Here is a 21,752-nt window from a genome sequence, read left to right as displayed (position 1 = left end):
GAGGGAGTCTATCTCTAAAAACGCTTCCAGCTTACTGAAAGAGGAGCTGCAGTTTTCTGCTTCCCCCTCTCCCCTTGGATTGCTTATGGACGTTTTGTCCTGACACAGGACACCTTTCCTATTTTATCAAATATCGGTCTTTGACTCTATCCTGCAGGAAAATCTGGCTGAAATTGCCATATTCGCCGTGATCAAACCATTCGTTTGCCTGATCAATACAAGCCTGGCACGCCTTTCTGGGAATATGTATGCCGAGAATATTGGCACCGTAACTTGAACTGCTCTCTATGCGTAAAGCACCGGCACAATCATCGCAGAATCTGATTGTTTCATACTGATTTTCCAAGATATTGTCCGTATCATAAAATATCTGCCGACTGCGACTGTCGCTCCCGTCCCTGCTCCGCAGGGCTTGGGTCAGTTCATGCCTGTTAGCCCAGAGTTTGAGTGCATCTTCACACACTTTGTCAATCTCTGCCTTGATACTTGCCGGTTGTCTGAGATGATCAGGGTTATAATCAGGCTCGCGAAGGTATGAGTAATCGATACCCGCCATCGCCATGATAATCCCGGCATTGACATATGGCAGCGCTCCCTCAATTGAATAACCACCCTCGAGCACGGCAATATCCGCTTTCAACATTTCAGTGAGTCTGGCATAGCCCTGGGCTGAAAAACTCATGTTGGTAATGGGATCAGAGTAGTGATTGTCCTGACCTGCGGAGTTGATGATCAGTTCCGGCTGAAATTCATCCAGGATCGGCAGCACCGCATGCTCCACCGCGTACAGGAAACCCTCGTCACAGGTCTCCGGCGGTAGCGGCAGATTAATCGTTGTGCCCACAGCGTTCGGTCCGCCAAATTCGTTGAGGAAACCAGAGCCGGGGTACAGGGTGCGGCCATCCTGATGAATTGAGATGAAAAGCGTGTCAGGGTCATGCCAGTAAATATCCTGGGTCCCGTCACCATGATGGCAATCGGTATCAACTATAGCTACCCTGTCGACACCATAGGTCGCACGCAGATATTCGATCATCACTGCTTCAATGTTGATATTGCAAAATCCGCGGGCACCATGTACCACCCGGTTGGCGTGATGCCCGGGAGGACGCACCAGAGCAAAACCCCGCTCAATTTTTTTATCGAGCACCGCTTTGCCAATGGTCTTGGCGCCACCGGCGCTGATGAAGTGAGACTCTGTAGTCACCGCTTCGGCATCAGGAACGCAGAAGTGAACCCGGTTGATGTCTTCAACTGTAACGATATCAGGTTTCAACTCCACTATCCCATCTATATCGAGCAACCCCTCCTCCAATACCTGATCCTGGGTATAGAGAAGACGCTCCTCACGCTCGGGGTGGGTCGGCGAAATCGCCCAGTCGAAGGCGGGAAAAAAAACGAGCCCTGTGGTATTTTTTGCTCGAAGCATAATTCGCGCTCCGTTTATGGTTGATGGTCTGCAAATGGCCTTAGCGGAAGTTCTCATCAGCATAATTTCTTAGTTGAGGAGAGCTTCACACGTGCTACTTAATTGACTATAATTATAGATTAATTCTTATATTTTCCGTTTTTTATCCATAAGACTGATATTGGCTTCAAAGTGTTGGGTACACCCTCATAGTCAGCTCGATGTACCACCCAAATGCTGCTGAAAAAAGCGGTGGCGGACTGATAAAATTACAAGTCGGGTCGGTTGAGCTGACCTGTCTCACAATCATAACCGTGTATAAGCCCCGGCTTGACCTGGGCCCTCACCCTGATATTCTTACCCGTGGTGTGAAAGCCGCGCACCATATTGAATTCAGATTGCTCGGTAATTTCAATCTGCAGGTATTCGGGGTTCGCCCCCTGCCTGATGGCCTTTACCTTCACCAGATCCGTCGCAATCTCAAGCACATCTTCAAGAGTGGCAGTGGCTGATAGCGAGTGCTGGAACTCCTCTCCCTGGGCGGTTAGAACTCGCCGGGCGGTGTCTGCATAGACTGTCACTTCACAGGTAGTACGCGCCAAGGCGCAGCCTTTGGCATTGGCCACCTGCCAGACTGGGACCGGAATCGCTGCGCCATACTCCAACTCAGTCTCAATCACATCCAGCCGCGCGGCAAACTGTTTTGCCGGCCCCCCCAGTACCAGTATTTGATCCGGCTGTACTTTCAGTCCCTCATACATTTCATGCACAGTATAGACCGGTCGGCTGTTTATTGTTTCAATCATCTCAGCTGCTGCCAAAAGAATCCGTCTGCATGCGGTATCAAATATTTTCCCGGCCATCTCATGGGTAGTGAGACCCAGCTGTTCGGCAAGGCCTGCCACTCCTGCTTTGGCCAAATCTTTATCACCAGCATCAAGCTGGCCAAGCACAGCAAGGGCATCGGTTGTGGTCACAACCGGGCCACCGAAGGCCATAGCCACTCCCTGCCTGTCCGGCCCTATGACAATCTCGCCCTCTGCTATACGAACCACACTGTCACCGCCAACCCCGATCGACTCTGTGTGCAGCGCCCTGATCAAAGTTTTATGTTGCCCAAGCTCAATACCATGTGGGGCGATGATCGGTGAATTGCCGAGTAGGATTGCCATATCTGTCGTTGTTCCACCTACATCAAGTACCAGGGATGTTTTTTCGCTGTCTGCTGAGGCCAACGCGCCCATCACACTGGCCGAAGGGCCACTGAGGATGGTCTGGGCCGGATATCCCTGAGATGACTTAATGTCCATGGTACCGCCATCCGGTTTCAAAATCCGAATCGGCACAGACAATCCCTGCGCTTTAAGAGACCGGTTCACCGCCTCAAAAAAATTCTTATGAATTGGGTAGACTGCGGCATTCAGGTAGGTAGTGTTAATGCGCCGCGGAAAACTGAGTGCCCCCGAAAAAGTATGCCCCATGAATATGGTCTCGACATACGGGGTGAGAATCTCCACCATGCGAAGTTCATGGGCCGGGTTGCGCACAGAAAATTTAGAAACCACTCCCGCGCAACGTATTTTTTTAGCCTGCAGTTCTCTGCCTATGGAAGCCAACTCCAACTCATCGAGCGGCTCTATTTCGCGACCGCGATGATCCAGCGCTCCGGAGACGACATGATATTCTTCACCAACACGAAAGCATTCCGGGTTCAGGCCAGGGCCTCCAGCCACTAGCACCCCCACCTCCGGCAGCCTGTTTTGCACAACCATATTGGTAGCTAGGGTTGTGCTGAGTACTATTCTGGCGACCTCAGCCTTATCCCTGTCTGCCATCAATGTATCGAGAGCAGCCATTACTGTGTCAAACAGATGCTCAGAATCAGTGGGTACCTTCACCTTGTGGAGTATGCCTTCTGCGCCCAACAGCACTGCATCGGTATGGGTGCCCCCGGCATCAAGTCCGATTATCATATCGAAAATCCGTATTTTATTAGCAGCCTGCTTCTAAAGTTATTGCCAGGAATCGGTCGGAGTTGAGTCATTTTTGCTTAGACCAGGGTATTGTTCAAAAAATAAACAGATCCATCTTTTTGATATTACATATAGTAATTTCAAATCAATAACCAGGAGATGGTTAAAATGACTTTGAAGCCTGCTGTTATTTTGCTTTCATTTCATGAATCGCCTCCACCAGTTCCTTACCGGCTTCAAACGCTTCATCAAGATAATCCTGCCTGCGGTCTATATCACCTTTTCGGTCAACCCCGCGGCAAAGCACTGACCGCCAGAGCCCCGCGTCAAGCACATCAAAAAAATATTTCACGGTGAGGATTGCACCATCAAAGAGTCGCTTCCCCTCAGTGGCCCCCGTTGAAATAAACAATGCCTTTCTGGTCTCCCGGGTCTTGCCCATCTCTTGTTTTTCAATCCAGTATTTACGGACCCAGAGCGACTGACAGCGATCCATGAAAATTTTGGTATGCGCGCTAACGGTATAAAAGAAAATAGGCGAGGCCAGCATAATACCGTCACTCGCCTCAAGCTTTTCCAGAATTTTCGGAAAGTCGTCTCGAATTGCACACTCTCCTGTCTTGATACACTGATAAATTTCCAGACAAGGTGAGATCTTATAATCTCTAAGATAAATCTCATCGACTTCAGCCCCCTGCCGCCGCGCACCTTCAACAGCTTTCTTCAGCAAGGCAGCACTATTCCCATCGCGCCGGGGACTGCCATAAATTGCGACAATCTGCATCGTATACACTCCAAAGAGTTTCTTGATACTTTAACCGCTTCTGCAGACAACGTTTTTCAGTCAACTCCTACATAATATCAAGTTCCACAACATTCTCATACAACTGTTTATTTTGAGCTCATCCAACCGGAATATGCTAGCAAAACCAGTGAAGAATTATCCTTCAACCACATCTGGTTTGGAAAGTGACCCTACATACCATACAGTCACAGTCCTTTTTATCACCCAACAGGCGCAGTTGCCGATCTTCTTCCCAGTGTCATCAACTGACCGCAGCAAGTAGCAACGGTTATTCCCTTGATATCGTGTTTAACGTTTCAACACATACCTGAAAGTCGGACTAGACATCACATCCCTTTATTGAACCAGAGGCACACCTTTTTTAAAAATCACTGTTTTTTAGGAAGCTGATCAAAGTACCACTGCATCGGGTCAGTCAGTTCAAACCCGGCCTCAATCAATCTGGTCTTGACCCGTGCCACATTATTGGTAAGCAGATAAGGGAAGACCGCTTTTCTATCCTGTTCCAGACTCTTGGAGACCAGCACGCTACCAAGTGAAATACGCTCTTCTGTCACAATATCAACTATTTTTTTCATCTGCCCCTGCCTGTCATCGGAAAGAATGCAGAGCAGCGCACCAGGCTCATCGATTCCCATCACGTCGACAAATGCCGAGAGCAGATCGCGGGTAGACAAAATTCCCTTGAGATACCCGTCATCGTCGACCACCGGCACTGCACCCACCTTATATTTACGCATGATAAGCAGCACATCCTGGATGGTATAGTATACAAATATCTTTACGGGCTCCCGGGTCATGATTTCAGCCAGAGTAAAGTTCATGACCTTTTTGAGTGTTGCTTCATAGCTATCAGAATCAAGAAGTTTTGACGGCATTGCGCTGCGCATATCCCTGTCTGATACCATGCCAACCAGCTTGCCCTCTCCGTCGCTGACAGGCAGATGACGTATGCGCCGCTCTTTCATGAGATCATAGGCCTGACCGATTTTCATATCAGGCAAAGCAGTTATCAGGTCTGTTGACATCCTTTCAATGACAAACATAACACCCCCTATAGTCGGCACGGATTTTACACCCTCTGCCTTTCGTAATATTCCATTTTAAAATGATGGCCAACTAAACCCCGCGCAAGCCAGCCAGATGTTTTATGTGGTTTTCAACCAGTAATGGCAGTAACTCGAGGTTATAACCTCCCTCAAGAATTGAGACGACCTTGCCGTCAGTGAGGGCATTGGCCAGATTCATGATAAGCTCGGAGACAAAATCATAGCCATCTGTGGAAAGATTCACCCCGGACATCATATCAGCTACATGGGCATCAAAGCCTGCTGAGACCAGAATCATATCAGGTTGGAATTTTTTAAAGGCAGGGATAAGGTCTTCTGTTAATTTTCGCCGATAATCGTGATCTCCTCGGCCGGGTAAAATTACGGAATTTTTGGTTGTACCTTCACCGGCGGCAACTCCACACTCAAAATCACGACCTGTACCAGGATAGGCAAATGATGGGTGTTCGTGGATGGAGTAATAGAAGACAGTCGGATCTGTTTCAAAAATGTGCTGAGTGCCGTTTCCATGATGAACGTCGAAATCGATGATCCCTACTCGCTTCATGCCCCACTGCCGTTGCGCATACCTGGCGCCAATGGCAACATTGTTGAAGTAGCAGAAACCCATGGCCTTATCGACCTCTGCGTGGTGGCCCGGCGGGCGAACTGCACAGAATGCTGTCTCGACATCACCAACCATGATCGAATCTATGGCTTTTATTACCCCACCAGCCGCCAACAGTGCAGCCTTGAAGGATTCCCTGCAGATACTGTTCTCCTGGTGATCGAAATCGGGCATTCCCATGGCGCAGGCATCATTAAATCGCATAATGTAATTTACATGATGTACCGCCTCCACCCAGCGCTGGTTCGCTGGTTCGGCCTCAATCCTTACCAGTTTTTCCAACAGACCTGACTCTTTCAAGCCATTGACGATGACTCTCAACCGCTCCGATGATTCAGGGTGCCAGTCTCCGGTGTTATGCTGCAGGTATGTATCGTCATAAATAAAACCGGTTTTCTTCATCTGTTCCGTTTCCTGTTCGCCTGTGAAATAGTTCAACTGCATTTCCTCCTGGCTTTTCAGGGCAACACGCCGCACCGAAACCAGGTTTCCATAACTACTTCTGCCACTTCTAAGCACATTCCAGTAATTGCAGCAGGTTCTGGCAAAAAACGCTTGAACGACACCCGCGGGGAGCTCCGCCATGCAGAATACTGTTCCACTCTCCCCATGTCATTCCTATATGCCCCTACAATATATAAATTTTTTTCATTAACAAAGAAAAAAAGATTTACAACGAAGAAACCAGAGAGTAACATTGTTACCATACTGAACAACAATCAGTTCCTTCAAATTGTTTTGTATCGTTATTATATACATTTAAGAGGTCAACACCAAGATAACACGAATCAACATTTAACTTGTCATGGTGTATCTTTGACAGGCTGAATCTCAACCAAGATATTGTATTACCATAGCTATCAACGGATAACACAATCCAAAAACTTCTCCAGGAACGAGATATGGTAACACTGTTAAACACAACATCAAGGGTATACAAATGCGCTGGAAGCCTTCAGGGCCGCCCCTTCCTCTCTTCTCCTGCGCAAGCCCGGCCAGGGTCTTCCGTACCGCCCCAGCCACAATTTTCTGATACATACACACCATATATATATATGGAAGACAGTCCGGTATCCGCATCTCGCTGCGCATCTGTGGCTACCCCCTGCAACAGGGAAATGGACCTGAAGTCCCCCGTACCCCCCCGCGCTTCTGCCGAAGTAGTGGGTAAGACACAATTGCACTACCATTCCGGTCAATAAAAGTCAGAACTCAAGGGAGCATATATTATGGCTTTTGAGAAAATTGAACAGCTGCGGAAGAAAAAAGAAAAACTTGCTCTTGGTGGTGGCCAGGCCCGCATAGACAAGCAGCATCAAAAAGGCAAAATGACGGCCAGGGAGCGACTCGACTATCTCTTTGACCCCGGTTCTTTCATAGAACTGGACGCCTTCGTCCGTAACCGTTGCACGAATTTCGGTATGGACAAGATGGAATTTGAAGGCGAATCCGTTGTAACGGGCTACGGCATGGTCGACGGAAGGCTGGTCTACGCTTTTTCACAGGATTTTACGGTTACAGGCGGTGCCCTGGGCGAAATGCACGCCACAAAGGTCGTTAAAGCCATGGATGCTGCGCTCAAAGTCGGCGCACCCATTATAGGATTAAACGACTCCGGCGGCGCCAGAATCCAGGAAGCGGTAGACGCGCTTTCCGGCTATGGCGACCTCTTTTTCAGAAACGCCACGTACTCTGGCGTCATCCCGCAAATTTCAGCAATAATGGGACCGTGTGCCGGTGGTGCAGTCTACTCACCTGCACTTACTGATTTCGTATTTATGGTAAACAAATCGGCTCAGATGTTTATTACCGGCCCCCAGGTCATCAAGACGGTTACCGGTGAAGAAGTGAGCCCGGAAGAGCTTGGCGGAGCAATGACCCATAACTCCATCAGCGGTAACGCCCATTTTATTTCTGAAACAGACCAGGACTGCATCAACGAGATTCGACGCCTGCTCAGCTATCTGCCCTCGAACAATATGGAGCATGCCCCGATCTTTGAATCTGAAGATGACATCAACCGCATTATCCCCGAACTTGACACCCTGGTTCCTGAAAATCCAAATAAGCCGTATGACATCATGGATGTCATCACCGCAATAGTTGATCAAGGCGAATTTCTCGAATACCAACCTTATTTCGCCAAGAACATCGTAACGGGCTACGCCAGGATAAATGGCAGGTCTATAGGCATTATCGCCAATCAACCCAACATGATGGCAGGCTGTCTGGACATGAACGCCGGTGACAAAGCTGCACGTTTTATCCGCACCTGCAACGCGTACAATGTCCCACTGCTCACCTTTGTTGACGTACCCGGATTTCTGCCAGGAACCAATCAGGAGCATGGCGGAATTATCAGGCACGGCGCCAAGATACTCTATGCCTACAGCGAGGCAACAGTTCCCAAGGTAACAGTGATCACCAGAAAGGCCTACGGCGGAGCCTACGTCGCCATGTGCTCCAAATCACTTGGTGCCGACATGGTCCTGGCCTGGCCAAGCGCAGAAATCGCCGTTATGGGTCCTGATGGTGCGGTAAACATCATTTTCCGTAACGAGATCAACAAAGCAGAAAACAAAGAAGAAACCCGGCAGCAGCTTCTGACCGACTACCGGGCTGAGTTCGCCACCCCGTACAAGGCGGCCGAACGCGGTTTTGTCGATGATGTTATAGAACCCGGCTCCAGTCGTCAGCGGATCATTGATGCCTTCAACATGCTCGAAGGCAAAAGGGAAACACGACCGCCGAAAAAGCACGGCAATATGCCTCTGTAAAACAAGGAGCATTATATGGACACTGTCGAATTGCTCACCAAATTTGCCGACCCGGAAGCCATGCGCGCCCTGACAGCCACTCAACGTCTGCTGGCAGGGCTTGCCACCACCATTCTTGGTATGGGCATTACCCTGGTATCACTGATCCTGGTACAGTTTGTCATCACTTTGATGGCGAAATTCACTGCGCCTCAACCTGTGACTACAGAACCGGTGGAGCCTACTGCCGAAACCGGAACGGATGCAACACAACCAGACCAGCATAAAGATGAAGAATTGGTAGCAGCAATAACCGTTGCGCTGGCCATGCAATTGCAGACCGCCACCAGCAATATCGTCATCAGGAACATCAAGCGGCGCGAAGATCGCACCCCTGCGTGGAGCAAAGCCGGTTTGGCTGAACAAATGAATATTAATTCTTAGGAGTGGTCAATAATGAGAACTTTTCGAGTAATTGTTGGTGGAAACGAGTACGAAGTTGCCATTGAGGAGATTACGGATAAGGCTACAATTGCCGCTCCCACAGAGAGCCGAAGCACGCCGGCTCCCAAGGCGAATACTGCACCTGCACCAGGCAAGCCTGCTGCATCTCCAGCCAAAGCTGCACCCAAAGTGCCTGCAGGTGATGGGACTATTCTGGCAGCAATGCCCGGAACCATAACCGAAGTGCGGGTTAACACCGGTGATCAGGTTAAACGCGGTGACACTTTGATGATTCTTGAAGCAATGAAGATGGAAAACGAAATCAAAGCTCCCATAGACGGCACTGTCTCCACAATAGAAGTTAGCAAAGGTATGGCGGTGAACGCCGGAATGGCTCTTTTGGTTCTGGCCTGAGTTGCGCTTATGACGACCTGCTCCACCAAACAAATCGGTTCATCCGATTAACCCGATTAACATTGGGGGTTCGCAATGCTGAACGCACTACTGAATTTCGCACACAGTACAGGTTTCTACGGTCTCACCTTTGGCCATATCATCATGATCCTGATCTCTTTTGTGCTGCTCTATCTAGCTATTGTTAAAGGCTTTGAGCCGCTACTGCTGGTTCCCATCGCCTTTGGCGTGTTACTGACCAACCTGCCCTTTGCCGGCCTGATGGCAGAACCGGTAATGGAGATTACCGAACATGCCGCCCATACCGTCGAGCCGGGAGGTTTGCTCTACTATCTGTTTCAGGGGGACCACCTTGGCATCTTCCCACCTCTTATATTTCTTGGAGTGGGCGCAATGACCGATTTCGGACCGCTTATCGCCAACCCCAAGTCTCTCCTGCTCGGTGCGGCTGCCCAGTTCGGTATTTTCATCACCTTCATCGGCGCTATCGCATCCGGACTATTCACCGCCCAGGAAGCTGCTTCCATCGGTATTATCGGCGGTGCAGACGGACCGACAGCTATCTTTTTATCATCCAAGCTAGCGCCGCATCTGCTCGGGGCCATCGCGATTGCCGCCTACTCATATATGGCGCTTGTCCCTATCATCCAGCCGCCCATTATGCGCTGGCTCACCAGCAAGGATGAAAGAAAGATTCGCATGACCCAGCTTCGCGAGGTCACCAAGAAAGAGAAAATCCTCTTTCCAATCATCGTCACCCTGGTTGTATCGCTTATCGTGCCACCCGCTGCAACCCTGATCGGTATGCTGATGCTCGGCAACCTGTTCCGGGAATGCGGTGTGGTCAGCAGACTTGAGGATACCTCCAAAAATGCACTGATCAATATCGTCACAATCTTTCTGGGGGTGACGGTTGGTGCAACCGCCACAGCAGAAGGTTTCCTGAACGTGAAGACTCTGGCGATCCTGGGTCTGGGCATCGTAGCCTTCGGCATTGGCACCGCCTCAGGCGTATTGATCGCCAAATTAATGAACAAGTTTCTCGATGTGAAAATAAATCCGCTGATCGGCTCTGCCGGCGTCTCAGCCGTGCCAATGGCAGCGAGGGTTTCCCAGGTCGTGGGCCAGAAAGAAGAACCATCAAATTTCCTGCTCATGCACGCAATGGGTCCAAACGTTGCCGGCGTAATCGGTTCGGCAGTTTCCGCAGGCGTTCTGCTCTCCCTCTTTGGCGGCTGAAACCTGTGCAACCTAAGCCTTTACAGCATTTAATGGTCGTTCTTTTTTGTTGCAGACCAAAAGTATATGCATTACAAGCAGGTAGAACTTTGTCTTATATTAAAGTCTTACATGATGTATCCTACAGGTTTGGTCGTAAAATCAGCAAGTTAAAGCAACATCATTTCTTTACATACATACTCCGTAGACGCGATCGCCTTCCCCTCTCTCTCTTGTGCATTGTGCACCGGGCAAGCATCCCTATGGATCAGTTAATACAAGAAAAAGGACGGCAGTAACAATGGCAGAAGAACTCAATCCTGACATCCAACGAAGACTGGAAAAAGCTGTACTGGAGGTTTTCTCTCACTCCGATTTCCACAAGGCAAGCATCCGCGATATTGCGGAAAAAGCCGGTGTCAGCTTTACCACCATCTACAAACACTACGATAGCAAGGAACGATTGGTCTTTGCTTTTGTAGACATCTGGATGGGCAAGCTGACAGACCGGATTGTCGATCACCTTCAGGGCATCGAAGACCTGAAGGAGAAGCTGCGCAAGGTTTTCTGGCTGCAGCTCGACTACTATGAACGTCACGAAGGTTTAGGCAGAATCGTCTTTATGACCCTGCCCATGAAAACCTGGATGGCGGATGAAACATTTGAGCAACGCAGGATGATGAACCTGTTGATCAATGTGCTGCAGGAAGGACAGAAAGAGGGTGTACTGAACAATGATGTTCGGGCGGGTACCTTACTCGACTTCCTCATGGGTTTTGTGCAGCGCAGCTTTTTCATGTGGATACTTCGCGGCAAAAAAGAGAGCCTGGCAGGTCAGGCCAATGTGATGTTCGAAATGGTTTGGCGCGGAATGGCGAACCCACACGAAAAGAAATAGGCTTCATCCTCCTTTCAAAACAAGCAATGATCGGGTTGTCCGTATTATGCGGACAACAACACTGAACACTTTTGGGAGGCGCACCATGAAAATTTTGAAGATTGATCATCTGGGAATTGCAGTCAATTCTATCGATGCCGGTAAAACATTCTGGTCAGATGTTCTTGGACTCGAATTTGAGGGAGCGGAAACCGTAGAAGAGCAGAAAGTTACCACCGCATTTTTCCCTGTTGGGGATAGTGAAGTTGAACTTCTTGAATCCACCTCACCCGACGGCCCTGTGGCCAAATTTATCGAAAAGAAAGGCCAGGGATTTCAGCACATAGCCTTTCGCGTCGAAAATATCGAAGAAGCTCTCGAAGAACTGAAAGCTAAAGATATTCAGTTGATCGACCAGAAGCCAAGGATCGGCGCAGGTGGTGCTAAAATCGCCTTTTTGCACCCGAAAGCCACCGGCGGCGTACTGGTTGAACTCTGCCAGCGCGACTGATAACTATATAATACACTTATTGAAGACAGTGAGAGAGTAGGGAGTGTCTTCAATCAGTATCTGAATTTTTCATCCTGAAACTGTTGCTGTCCGTTACCCATCCCACAAACACCGCACCTCAGTTTCAGGGTGAGAAGTTTTTGTTGCTTACATCGGCTTCAGCCGAACATATAAAGGAGCACACCATGTCAGTACATCCCGATAAGGCCAAATGGGAAGAGGCGGCAACCAAGCTACTCAAAGGTAAGTCACCGGACTCCCTGAACTGGGCAACACCTGAAGGAATTACCGTAAAACCACTTTACACGGCAGAAGACCTGGAGGGCGTCGAATCCGTCAATACGCTGCCGGGAATGGCACCATATGTGCGTGGGCCGATGGCCACCATGTATGCGGGACGCCCCTGGACTATCCGCCAGTATGCAGGCTTTTCCACTGCCAAAGAGTCCAACGAGTTCTACCGTAAAGCACTTGCGGCCGGCCAGAAGGGCCTTTCCGTGGCGTTTGACCTGGCCACCCACCGTGGCTATGACTCTGACCATCCCCGTGTTGCCGGTGATATCGGTAAAGCGGGCGTGGCCATCGACTCCGTTGAGGACATGAAGATCCTCTTTGATGGCATTCCGCTGGATAAGATGTCGGTATCCATGACCATGAACGGCGCGGTCATTCCAATTCTTGCCGGCTACATCGTCGCTGCCGAGGAACAGGGAGTGAAGCACGAGCAGCTTTCCGGTACCATCCAGAACGATATTTTAAAAGAGTACCTGACCAGAAACACTTATATTTATCCACCCGAGCCCTCCATGCGGATTATCTCCGACATCATGGAATTCTGCTCCAAGAATATGCCGCGCTACAATACCATCAGTATCTCTGGCTATCACATGATGGAAGCCGGTGCCAACTCAGTACTGCAAACCGCCTTCACCCTGGCGGATGGTGTTGAATATGTTCGCGCTGCCTTGAAATCCGGTATGGACGTAGACACCTTCGCTCCACGCCTGTCGTTTTTCTTCGGCATCGGCATGAACTTCTTCATGGACATCGCCATGCTGCGTGCCGCCCGCTTTCTCTGGCACCGGTTGATGAGCCAGTTCAACCCGAAAAACCCGAAGTCTTCAATGCTACGTACGCATTGCCAGACCTCCGGCTGGAGCCTCACCGAGCAGGACCCGTATAACAACGTAATTCGTACCACTCTCGAGGCAATGAGTGCGGTTCTGGGCGGTACCCAGTCACTGCATACCAACTCATTTGATGAAGCTATCGGCCTGCCGACCGACTTCTCTGCCCGCATTGCCCGGAACACCCAGATTATCATCCAGGAAGAGTCCGAGGTAACGAAAGTTATCGATCCCCTCGGCGGATCCTACTATATCGAATCCCTCACCGCCTCCATCGTCGAAGAAGCGCAGAAGATCATCGACGAGGTTGAAGAGCTCGGCGGCATGGCCAAGGCCATCGAATCCGGTATGCCGAAAATGCGTATTGAAGAATCTGCCGCCAGAAAGCAGGCACGTATCGATCAGGGCAATGATGTTATCGTGGGCGTAAATAAGTATAAACTGCCGAACGAAGAGATTGATTTCGAGGTACGTGAAGTACCGTCAACTGTTCGTGATGAGCAGGTCGAACGCCTCAAGCAGATCAAGGCAACCCGTGATTCCGCAACCGTCGAAAAAGCTCTTGCACATCTCAAAGATGTCGCCAAAAATGGTGGCAACCTGCTTGAGGCCTCCTTGCCTGCGGTTCGCGCCCGAGCAACCCTGGGAGAGATCTCAGACGCCATGGAAAGCGTATTTGACCGTTTCACCGCTACCACCCGTTGCATCTCCGGCGCGTATGCCTCTGAATACACAGATAACAACAAAGACGTGATCGACGCCCTTCGCAAACGTACAGAAACCTTCATGGAGAAAACCGGACGCCGGCCAAGAATGCTGGTGACCAAGATGGGCCAGGACGGCCATGACCGCGGCATCAAGGTTATTGCCAGCTCCTACGCTGATCTCGGTTTCGATGTGGACATCAGCCCGATGTTCCAGACCCCTGAAGAAGCAGCCAAGATGGCAGTCGAGAACGATGTACACATCGTCGGCGCGTCAAGCCTTGCCGCAGGCCACAAGACCCTTGTTCCTGCTCTTATTGAAGAACTCAAAAAACTCGATGCAGGCGATATTATCGTAGTCGCTGGCGGCGTTATTCCTCCAGGCGATTATGAGTATCTCTATGAAAAGGGCGTTCGCGCAGTATTCGGTCCAGGTACCCCGATTCCGGAGTCTGCCGACAAGACCCTGCAGCTTCTTGAGAAAAAATATATACAATGATGTGGAGGAGGTTTATCATACCGGGATAACCTGCTTTCCCTCAGGGCACGTACTTGTACGTGCCCTTTTTCTTCCAATTGCTGATTTGAGCACCCTATGCAGATAGACATTGAAGCCCACATAAAAGGCCTTGAGAGTGGAAATCGGCGAATGCTCGCCCGTACTATCACCCTGATTGAATCAGTATTGCCTGCCCATCAGCAGGCCGCCCGTACCATCATCGATCGGCTGCTGCCGCGTACCGGCAAAAGTGTTCGACTTGGGATTACAGGCGTGCCGGGTGCCGGGAAGTCTACTTTCATAGAATCTTTCGGGACAATGCTGACCGGCATGGGCCACAAAGTCGCGGTGTTGGCCATCGATCCCAGTTCCACTCGCAGCGGCGGCTCCATATTAGGGGATAAAACCCGTATGGAAAAACTGTCTATTGATCACAATGCCTTCATCCGGCCCTCGCCTTCCGGCGGCAATCTCGGTGGCGTGGCCCGTAAGACACGTGAAGTAATGCTGGCCTGCGAGGCGGCAGGATTTGATGTGATTATTATTGAGACAGTGGGAGTCGGCCAGTCAGAGACCACGGTCGCGTCCATGGTCGATTTTTTCATGGTACTGATGATTGCCGGGGCTGGAGACGAGTTACAGGGCATCAAAAAGGGTGTGCTTGAGGTTGCCGATACAATCGTCATCAATAAAGCAGACGGTGATAATATCAGTCGCGCGGAAGCTGCCCAGAAAGAATACCAGGCTGCTCTTCATCTCCTGATGCCGCACAGCCTTAACTGGAATCCACCAGTGCTCACCTGCAGTTCACTGCGTTCAACCGGCCTGGATACGATCTGGCAGACCATCCTCGATCATAAGGAAAAGCTCACAGCCTGTGGCGAACTCGAGGAGAAGCGGAAAAACCAGACTCAGGACTGGCTCACCTTTCTGCTCAATGAAGGACTTCGCGAGTGGTTTTACCAGCTTGACGAAGTGAAAAGCACTCTGCCGCAGTTGAGAAACGAGCTTGCAGAAGGCACCCTCTCCCCCACCGCGGCAGCCACGGAATTACTGCATCTTCTTCGAAGACATTGAAGAACTTCAGCAGCAGACCGATTTGGGCCGGAATATCCCCATTATTCCGGCAGTAAAATTCTTACTCCTGCTGAGATTCTCTTTTTTCGACCTCTTCCAGCCTCACCAGAACCTCTTTATTAGAACCCAGGAGTATACCGAGCCAGGAAGTGGATTCGTGTTCAGACAAGGCAATCTTTATCGCCATGGTCAGCGGCACAGACAACAGCATACCGATCGGCCCCAGCACCCAGCCCCAGAAAACCAGAGACAGGAAAACCACCAGGGCAGAAAGGCCGACACCTCTGCCCATAACTCTCGGTTCGATGATCGAGCCGATTATGACATTGACGAGCAAAAAGCCGATACCAGTTGCCGCGGCATACCCTACCCCCAACTGCACCAGCGCCAACAGGATCGGTGGGATCGATGCGATCAGTGAACCGATATTCGGTATAAAATTGAGCAGAAAAGCCAGCAACGCCCAGAGCACCGGAAAATCCACCCCCAGGAACTGCAGCAAGATATAGACAAGAACTCCTGTCGCCAGGCTGGTGGTTGATTTTATCGCCAGATAGCGGTTCACCCCCTTGGTTATCGCGGTATAACTGTCCAGTGCACCATATTTCCCATTACGGATCAGGCGTATTTTTAAGGGGATTGCTGCGCCCTCAAGAATCAGAAAGGTGAACATTAACAGAATCATGAACGCATTTTTTAAAATACCGCCCACAGAATTCAAGGTACTGGCCACCAATCGCATCAACCTGCCGGGATCAAAGATATCGTCGAGGATAGATTTATCTACCGTGAGACCATAACCTTGCAGCCACACCCAGCCTTCCCCAACCATTGCGCGAAGTCTCTCCTGATAAAGGGGAACCGAGCGCGTAAAATCGGCAACAGCCGTGCCAACCAGAAGAGCAAGCGCCACCCAGGCACCAACCACAACCGCCAGGATCAACAACAGCCCAAGCAGCTCGGGAACGCCTTTTTTCTCCAACCAGATGAGCAATGGCAGGCACACCACCGCCAGAAACACTGCAAGCAAAAACGGCACGACCAGGGCACCTGCAGCCTTGATACCCGCTATGGTGACTACAAAAGCAGCAAAATTCAAAAGACCACGGCCGCCAGCCTGAGGTAAAGATGTCATAAATTCAATCCGTTATTTTGAGATAATCAGGCGCATAGAGTACCCTATCACCAGCTTGAGATCATTTTAGAATTGGTCTAATTTCGTTTTCCCCATTGCAAAGCCGTTTTTTTCAGTTACAGCCCGGTACCTGAATATCATCTCTCGCCTCGGCCCCTAACACCATATTACAGACGTCAGAGCCATCTTCCGGTATTTTTACGGTTACAATCCTTTTCAAGGGGGTAAACACCGGACTGGTTAAAAACCTGACTGCAGAACCCAGAACTCCTCCACCCGCTACACCAACTTTCACTTCGTCAAACCTTCCTTTAATTTCTATTGGAGTGGCGACATTGAAGTACTCAGCTTTTTTGGGTGTTGGCTGGACGAGCAGATTGAGTGAATTGTTTGCGAAATCGATCGTACCGCTCCCGCATATGCGTATTTTCCCGGTGTCCACAAACAGAACATCAGAGGTTAGGATCCCATCCTGCACACTCCACCTGCCAACCGCGCAATTGACTTTTGAACTGCTATCCTTCGTGCTTGTCAACATGGCGGTAACCAGATTCACCGCCCAGAGATCCACTGCCCCTGCTTTGATATTTTTCATCTGACCCGAGAAATCAAAATGCCCGGTGCCGCGCTCCAGAACCGTGTCCAGGGTGCTGGCAGTTGCCTGCAGATCAACATCCAGATTTACCAGCCCTCCCATCTCTGTCTCTGGGTCTTTTCTCCTGGCCAGTACTCCGATATCAAAATTGGCTATTTTCGCTGAAAGCGTCGCATCCGAATCCCGGTAGCCTGGTTTCAACGAGGCTTGCAAGGTTATGCCTCCGCCTGGGACATTCAGTTGCAACGGTTCGATTGCCAGTCTTCCTTCTTTAATGGTCAGGCTCAAAACACCTTTACCAAGCTCATCACGACCTGATCGTACGGACTGTGCCTGAATAATACCAAATGAGTCTATATTCTTCAGAACTTCCGGATCTAGCAACCGCCTTAGAACCTCTGCGGATTCTTCCTTTTTTTGCTTTGGAACTTCTGAAGCATCATCTCCATTATCATCCCGTTCACTCCCACGGAACCACGACCAATCCTGAAAAATAAAATCATTGAGCTGTATCATAGGTGATTCAAGATTCACCCCCACCTCATACAATTCACCTCTTCTGGTTACCAATATATTCCCGCCAAGACTGCTGGAGCCGGTTTTTATCATGGCATCTGTCAAATGAAAGACATTATCGGCCAGACGCAGTGCGCCGGAGATTTCAAAGCTTGCGAAAGGTGGGAGGTCAAATTGCACAAGAGTATCCAAGGTACTCAGATCTTCACCGGTAACTGTTGCCTCAACCGCCAGTTCCTTGTGGCTCTCAGAGAGGCTGACCTCACCCCGCAGTTCGAAAACCGTCTCGGCTATAGCGAGTTGCAACTCCGTCCAGGTGAACTCATCTTCGATTAACTCTTCAAGTGAGGCAAAAGATAGTTCAAGAGAATACTGATGGCCAACCAACTCTCCATCCATCTGTAATTGAGCAGGCTGGCCGGCCAACATTGTTCCAACACATTGCTCTACACGAAATTTTGGCTCCACATTCTCGCTTTCTTCTTTTCCCATACCAGGTTCATGGACAAAGAAGCTGATATCCTGCATTCTCAATTCCTTTACAACCAGGCTATCTTTTCGCAAACGTTCTGCCCTCGGTGGCCTTTGCTGATCTCCCACGCCGGCATCCTGGTCATTCACCTCTTTGCTCTGTTTTTCCTGTTTTTCACCTGTCTCCTCCTTAACCCAGTTGACTCGGCCATCGCTGGTTTCTTCGAGCGTTACTGTCAGCTCGTCCACCAAAATCCTTGAAAAGTAGATTTTCCATTCCAGCAAAGGCAGCAGTTCAAGTTCCAATTCCGCTGAACCCAGATACATAAAAGTATCTGTTTCAAATACTTCAGGATTACCTATACGTAATCCTTTTATTGCAAACACGGGATGCAATGAGGTTTTGAGCTCTATCGTTTCCTCTATGGAGACCGGACGCTCAAGCAGGTTCTCCACTGCAAGCTCGATTGGAGCCTTCACCGCCGTTAGCGGCAACGGAATCCTGAACAGGGCCAACACCACCAAACCTAACAACAGGAACAAAACGGTAAAGAAAAACAAGTATATACTTAAGCGAATAAACCTCAGAACAAGTGAGCTCATATTTGCCTCGCATGTGGTCAATATTCAATATATTAGAGATAGAGACCCTCTTCTTCATCAGCAACAAATTCACCAGAGAACCACATATCACTCCCATTAAATCTTGTTTTCTCCAGCATGGTACGAAATAATAGCAACAGCACCTAACCAATTCTAGCAGATTATAACCATTCAGTTAACACGCAGGAATTAACAGAATGACATCACTCTATGGAGAATCAGTGCTCTTCCTGTTCAGCTCTGAGGGAGTCCTCTCCCTTATCATCTTCCTGTTTTTTAGCTGTCGCACTCGTCCATCTGCCAGTCACAACACATTGTGCATACTCGCTTTCTGCTGGCTTACAGGCAGTGCTATCGCGCTTTTTTCTCCTGTCGAACTGCTCCCTCCCCTTGACATCCTGTACCTGTTGCCTGCAATCTCCCTGCTTGTTATCGGTGCCCTGCTTGCCTTTGATGTGCAACTCTCTGTTCTGTCCATTACGTTTTTTGCTTTCAACTTCGGCTTCTTGCACGGATTTTCCCATGGCATAATACTCGGCAATAACTTCAACCAACTGAGAGTCTTTGAGCTATTAGCCGTCCCCACCGCTATTTATGGTGCCGGTGCGCTTATAAACAGACTTATGCGGCATGTCGCGTCCCCAATTTTTCAAATCACATTTCGAATTTTTGGTGGATGGACTGCAACTACAGGAATACTGATGGGTTGTATCGTTATGTATGGATAATGATTACAACGGCACCTGCCGATCATTGAAAAGATCTCGCAATACGATGTCAGCACCTGAATCATTGGACCTCACGCATTCATTACATGGCAGCTTTTGATCAGGATTTTGAATATTGGCAGGTTAAATAAAAAAACTATCAGGCCTAATTACCCAGGGGACTTCATTTCACACGACTAATCACAAGACCACTAACTTGCACAGAGCTGTAATGTCTTTATTTCACTAGCTTTTAAAAGCATACAGAGTAATAACGACATAGTTGTAAGAAAATGTACAATTGCTTTTTATTACATATGTTTATCCAGGAGTTCGTGATGAAGAAATATATACTGCTATTAGGGTTGATTCTGTTTGGGAGTGGTTGCGTAAACCAGGCCAGAACGATGAAGGTGGAAATTGACAGTTCTCCGGTAGCCAACAGCACGGCAACAGTCATCCTTTACCACCAATCCAATTACCAGGAAGGATTTCTTAACGAATACCCGATAACGGTTGATGGCTCCCTGGAAGGAACAGTAATCGCGGAACAACCGCTAAAACTAAGTCTTAACGAAGGCATCCACACCCTGCTCACCAACAGCTTTGGCCTGAAATCTAAAGGGGTGACACAACGATTTAAAGCCGGGAAAGTCTATTTCTTTTCTGTTCAAAAGAAATACAGTACTTTTTACGACACCCTGGTAATCGCACCAAGTGAGGAAGTACAGTATTACGAAATTATCTCTCACCGGTAAAGTTCACTTTCGCATGGTCTGCGACAAAGGCTCCGCAGCCTTGATCTAACCGGATCGTATACTCTTCGAGGCGATCTACAGGTTTTCATTGCTTACAATTAAAATTCCTCATAAGCTGAGATCCACTCCTGATGATCTGTTACAGCCATTTGACAGCCCAGTCAAGCTCGTATACCCTGTTACCATACCCCTGTAATATCAGACTCTCCAGCCGACCAGGCAACATACCCGATGCCCAGGAGACATCATGACAGAAGCCCAATCCTGCCCTAACGATAAAACTCAGTATCAGCCCTGCCCGCCTGTACTGTTTTTCTGGTTTGCTCTGATAGCAATATCACTGACTACTCTACTTAGTGGCTGCAACACCCCTAAACCCTTTAACGGAGAACCAGTACAACTTGATGTATCAGATGGTCAGTGGCAAACACTGCAGCCTGAAAACATCACGGCAATATACGGAATTGGACTCAGTTATGCTGAACATATCGTAGAAACAGGAAGAACCTGGGACCCCGACACCCCTGCACCGGTTTTTAAAAAATCATTGAATTCCCTGAATACAGGCCAGACTATCGTATATCCCGATCGGGCATCATTTCTGACCATGGCAGAAACTGTCGAACCCGGCCTGGCACGTGTGCTTGAGGAGCGTTTCCCGTATATAAACCCACTTCTTGACTACGAAGTTGAGCTGGGTATGGTCTTGCTTGAGCCCTACGACCGCAGCCGTATAAACGATTCGAATTATCTGCCAAGGCTCGGATTTGTCCTGGCTGCTGATATCACCGCACGCTCTTTTATGGTACTCGGTGAAGATAAACCGAACCAGAGTGAGTATTGGGGAGCCGCCAAGAGTTTCCCTGGATTTTCGGCTGTCGGTAGCAAGATGTGGATACCAAGTGCGTTTTCCAACGAAACAGTAGTAAATGTGTCACTTGAGACCTGGGTGAACGGGAAACAACGACAGAATGGCAATACTTCAGACCGGGTCTACTCCGCCAAAGAGATGATTGAGTTTATTGCGGCCCAATACCCTGGTGATCCTTTACACGCCGGTACAGTTATAATGACAGGCACCCCTCCCGGTGTTGCCTTCAGGGTGCCGGGCTGGAAGCGTGCTCTCGCCAAAATGTTGGGTCTTAACAGGTTCACTCTGCTGGGAATGGTAATTGAAGCAAATGATAATAATCCCGACTTTCTCATGCCCGGAGACATTATAGGTTTCAACGTCGGTCAATACGACTCGTTGAATTACAAGGTCGTGGGCCAATCCGCCGCTGAGGAAATCACTGGATCAACTGGCAGCAACTGAACATTTACGCCACAAACCAAAGAGTTGGTTACAAAGGGCTTAGTCCGGCAATTTCCCAGGAGGCTTAGTCCGACAATGGCTTCCCCCCAAACTCTTCGGAATTTCCAAAAAACAATGCTCGCAATATCTAACATATGGTTGTGCTTATTTTTTGAAAATGTC

General features: G+C 49.3%; 18 protein-coding genes. 11 read left to right on the top strand and 7 right to left on the bottom strand.

Going from position 1 to position 21,752, the window contains the following annotated elements; all coding sequences use genetic code 11:
* Positions 1-118: 118 nt before the first annotated feature.
* The 5 genes from ACN5NT_RS17215 to ACN5NT_RS17195 form a co-directional block, all read right to left on the bottom strand.
* Positions 119-1,429, bottom strand: coding sequence for a histone deacetylase (locus tag ACN5NT_RS17215; RefSeq protein WP_136798365.1), 1,311 nt, complete (start codon positions 1,427-1,429; stop codon positions 119-121).
* Positions 1,430-1,677: 248 nt separating this feature from the next.
* Positions 1,678-3,381: a hydantoinase/oxoprolinase family protein gene (locus ACN5NT_RS17210; RefSeq protein WP_419176250.1), complete on the bottom strand. Its 1,704-nt coding sequence runs from the start codon at positions 3,379-3,381 to the stop codon at positions 1,678-1,680.
* 187 nt (positions 3,382-3,568) lie between these two features.
* The gene (locus tag ACN5NT_RS17205) at positions 3,569-4,165 is read right to left on the bottom strand and encodes a flavodoxin family protein (RefSeq protein WP_136798367.1); all 597 of its coding nucleotides are present in this window, start codon (positions 4,163-4,165) and stop codon (positions 3,569-3,571) included.
* Between the two features lie 389 nt (positions 4,166-4,554).
* Entirely contained in the window at positions 4,555-5,232 is a 678-nt protein-coding gene (locus ACN5NT_RS17200) for a CBS domain-containing protein (protein WP_136798368.1), read from the bottom strand.
* A gap of 73 nt (positions 5,233-5,305) precedes the next feature.
* On the bottom strand, positions 5,306-6,448 hold the full coding sequence (locus ACN5NT_RS17195) for a histone deacetylase (protein ID WP_419176249.1): 1,143 nt from the start codon (positions 6,446-6,448) through the stop codon (positions 5,306-5,308).
* Positions 6,449-7,092: 644 nt separating this feature from the next.
* Here ACN5NT_RS17195 and ACN5NT_RS17190 point away from each other — a divergent pair.
* From ACN5NT_RS17190 to meaB, 8 genes are all read left to right on the top strand, one after another.
* The gene (locus tag ACN5NT_RS17190; RefSeq protein ID WP_136798369.1) at positions 7,093-8,640 is read left to right on the top strand and encodes an acyl-CoA carboxylase subunit beta; all 1,548 of its coding nucleotides are present in this window, start codon (positions 7,093-7,095) and stop codon (positions 8,638-8,640) included.
* A gap of 15 nt (positions 8,641-8,655) precedes the next feature.
* Positions 8,656-9,063 carry an OadG family protein gene (locus ACN5NT_RS17185; RefSeq protein ID WP_136798370.1) on the top strand — a complete coding sequence of 136 codons (408 nt, stop codon included), beginning with the start codon at positions 8,656-8,658 and terminating at the stop codon, positions 9,061-9,063.
* A gap of 12 nt (positions 9,064-9,075) precedes the next feature.
* The gene (locus ACN5NT_RS17180) at positions 9,076-9,477 is read left to right on the top strand and encodes a biotin/lipoyl-containing protein (RefSeq protein WP_419176248.1); all 402 of its coding nucleotides are present in this window, start codon (positions 9,076-9,078) and stop codon (positions 9,475-9,477) included.
* A gap of 75 nt (positions 9,478-9,552) precedes the next feature.
* On the top strand, positions 9,553-10,716 hold the full coding sequence (locus ACN5NT_RS17175) for a sodium ion-translocating decarboxylase subunit beta (RefSeq protein ID WP_419176247.1): 1,164 nt from the start codon (positions 9,553-9,555) through the stop codon (positions 10,714-10,716).
* A gap of 280 nt (positions 10,717-10,996) precedes the next feature.
* The gene (locus ACN5NT_RS17170; protein ID WP_136798373.1) at positions 10,997-11,593 is read left to right on the top strand and encodes a TetR/AcrR family transcriptional regulator; all 597 of its coding nucleotides are present in this window, start codon (positions 10,997-10,999) and stop codon (positions 11,591-11,593) included.
* Between the two features lie 85 nt (positions 11,594-11,678).
* Entirely contained in the window at positions 11,679-12,083 is a 405-nt protein-coding gene (mce, locus tag ACN5NT_RS17165; protein WP_136798374.1) for a methylmalonyl-CoA epimerase, read from the top strand.
* A 185-nt stretch (positions 12,084-12,268) separates the two neighbouring features.
* A complete protein-coding gene (scpA, locus tag ACN5NT_RS17160; protein WP_419176246.1) occupies positions 12,269-14,413 on the top strand; it encodes a methylmalonyl-CoA mutase in 2,145 nt (714 codons plus the stop codon).
* Between the two features lie 96 nt (positions 14,414-14,509).
* Positions 14,510-15,490, top strand: a complete 981-nt coding sequence (gene meaB / locus ACN5NT_RS17155; protein WP_419176245.1) for a methylmalonyl Co-A mutase-associated GTPase MeaB — start codon at positions 14,510-14,512, stop codon at positions 15,488-15,490.
* 61 nt (positions 15,491-15,551) lie between these two features.
* Here meaB and ACN5NT_RS17150 read toward each other — a convergent pair whose 3' ends face one another.
* Together ACN5NT_RS17150 and ACN5NT_RS17145 are read right to left on the bottom strand one after the other, a co-directional pair.
* Entirely contained in the window at positions 15,552-16,625 is a 1,074-nt protein-coding gene (locus ACN5NT_RS17150; protein ID WP_419176244.1) for an AI-2E family transporter, read from the bottom strand.
* 112 nt (positions 16,626-16,737) lie between these two features.
* The gene (locus tag ACN5NT_RS17145) at positions 16,738-18,810 is read right to left on the bottom strand and encodes an AsmA family protein (protein WP_419176243.1); all 2,073 of its coding nucleotides are present in this window, start codon (positions 18,808-18,810) and stop codon (positions 16,738-16,740) included.
* A gap of 197 nt (positions 18,811-19,007) precedes the next feature.
* Here ACN5NT_RS17145 and ACN5NT_RS17140 point away from each other — a divergent pair, with 197 nt between their 5' ends.
* The 3 genes from ACN5NT_RS17140 (at position 19,008) to ACN5NT_RS17130 (ending at position 21,590) form a co-directional block, all read left to right on the top strand.
* Positions 19,008-19,538 carry a HupE/UreJ family protein gene (locus ACN5NT_RS17140; RefSeq protein ID WP_419176242.1) on the top strand — a complete coding sequence of 177 codons (531 nt, stop codon included), beginning with the start codon at positions 19,008-19,010 and terminating at the stop codon, positions 19,536-19,538.
* A gap of 317 nt (positions 19,539-19,855) precedes the next feature.
* Positions 19,856-20,275, top strand: a complete 420-nt coding sequence (locus tag ACN5NT_RS17135; protein ID WP_136798380.1) for a hypothetical protein — start codon at positions 19,856-19,858, stop codon at positions 20,273-20,275.
* Positions 20,276-20,522: 247 nt separating this feature from the next.
* Positions 20,523-21,590 carry a fumarylacetoacetate hydrolase family protein gene (locus ACN5NT_RS17130; RefSeq protein WP_419176241.1) on the top strand — a complete coding sequence of 356 codons (1,068 nt, stop codon included), beginning with the start codon at positions 20,523-20,525 and terminating at the stop codon, positions 21,588-21,590.
* Positions 21,591-21,752 lie beyond the last annotated feature (162 nt).

This window comes from Desulfosediminicola sp., from assembly GCF_048381775.1.
Taxonomy (GTDB): domain Bacteria; phylum Desulfobacterota; class Desulfobulbia; order Desulfobulbales; family Desulfocapsaceae; genus Desulfopila; species Desulfopila ganghwensis.
This window is presented reverse-complemented; position numbering and strand designations above follow the sequence as displayed.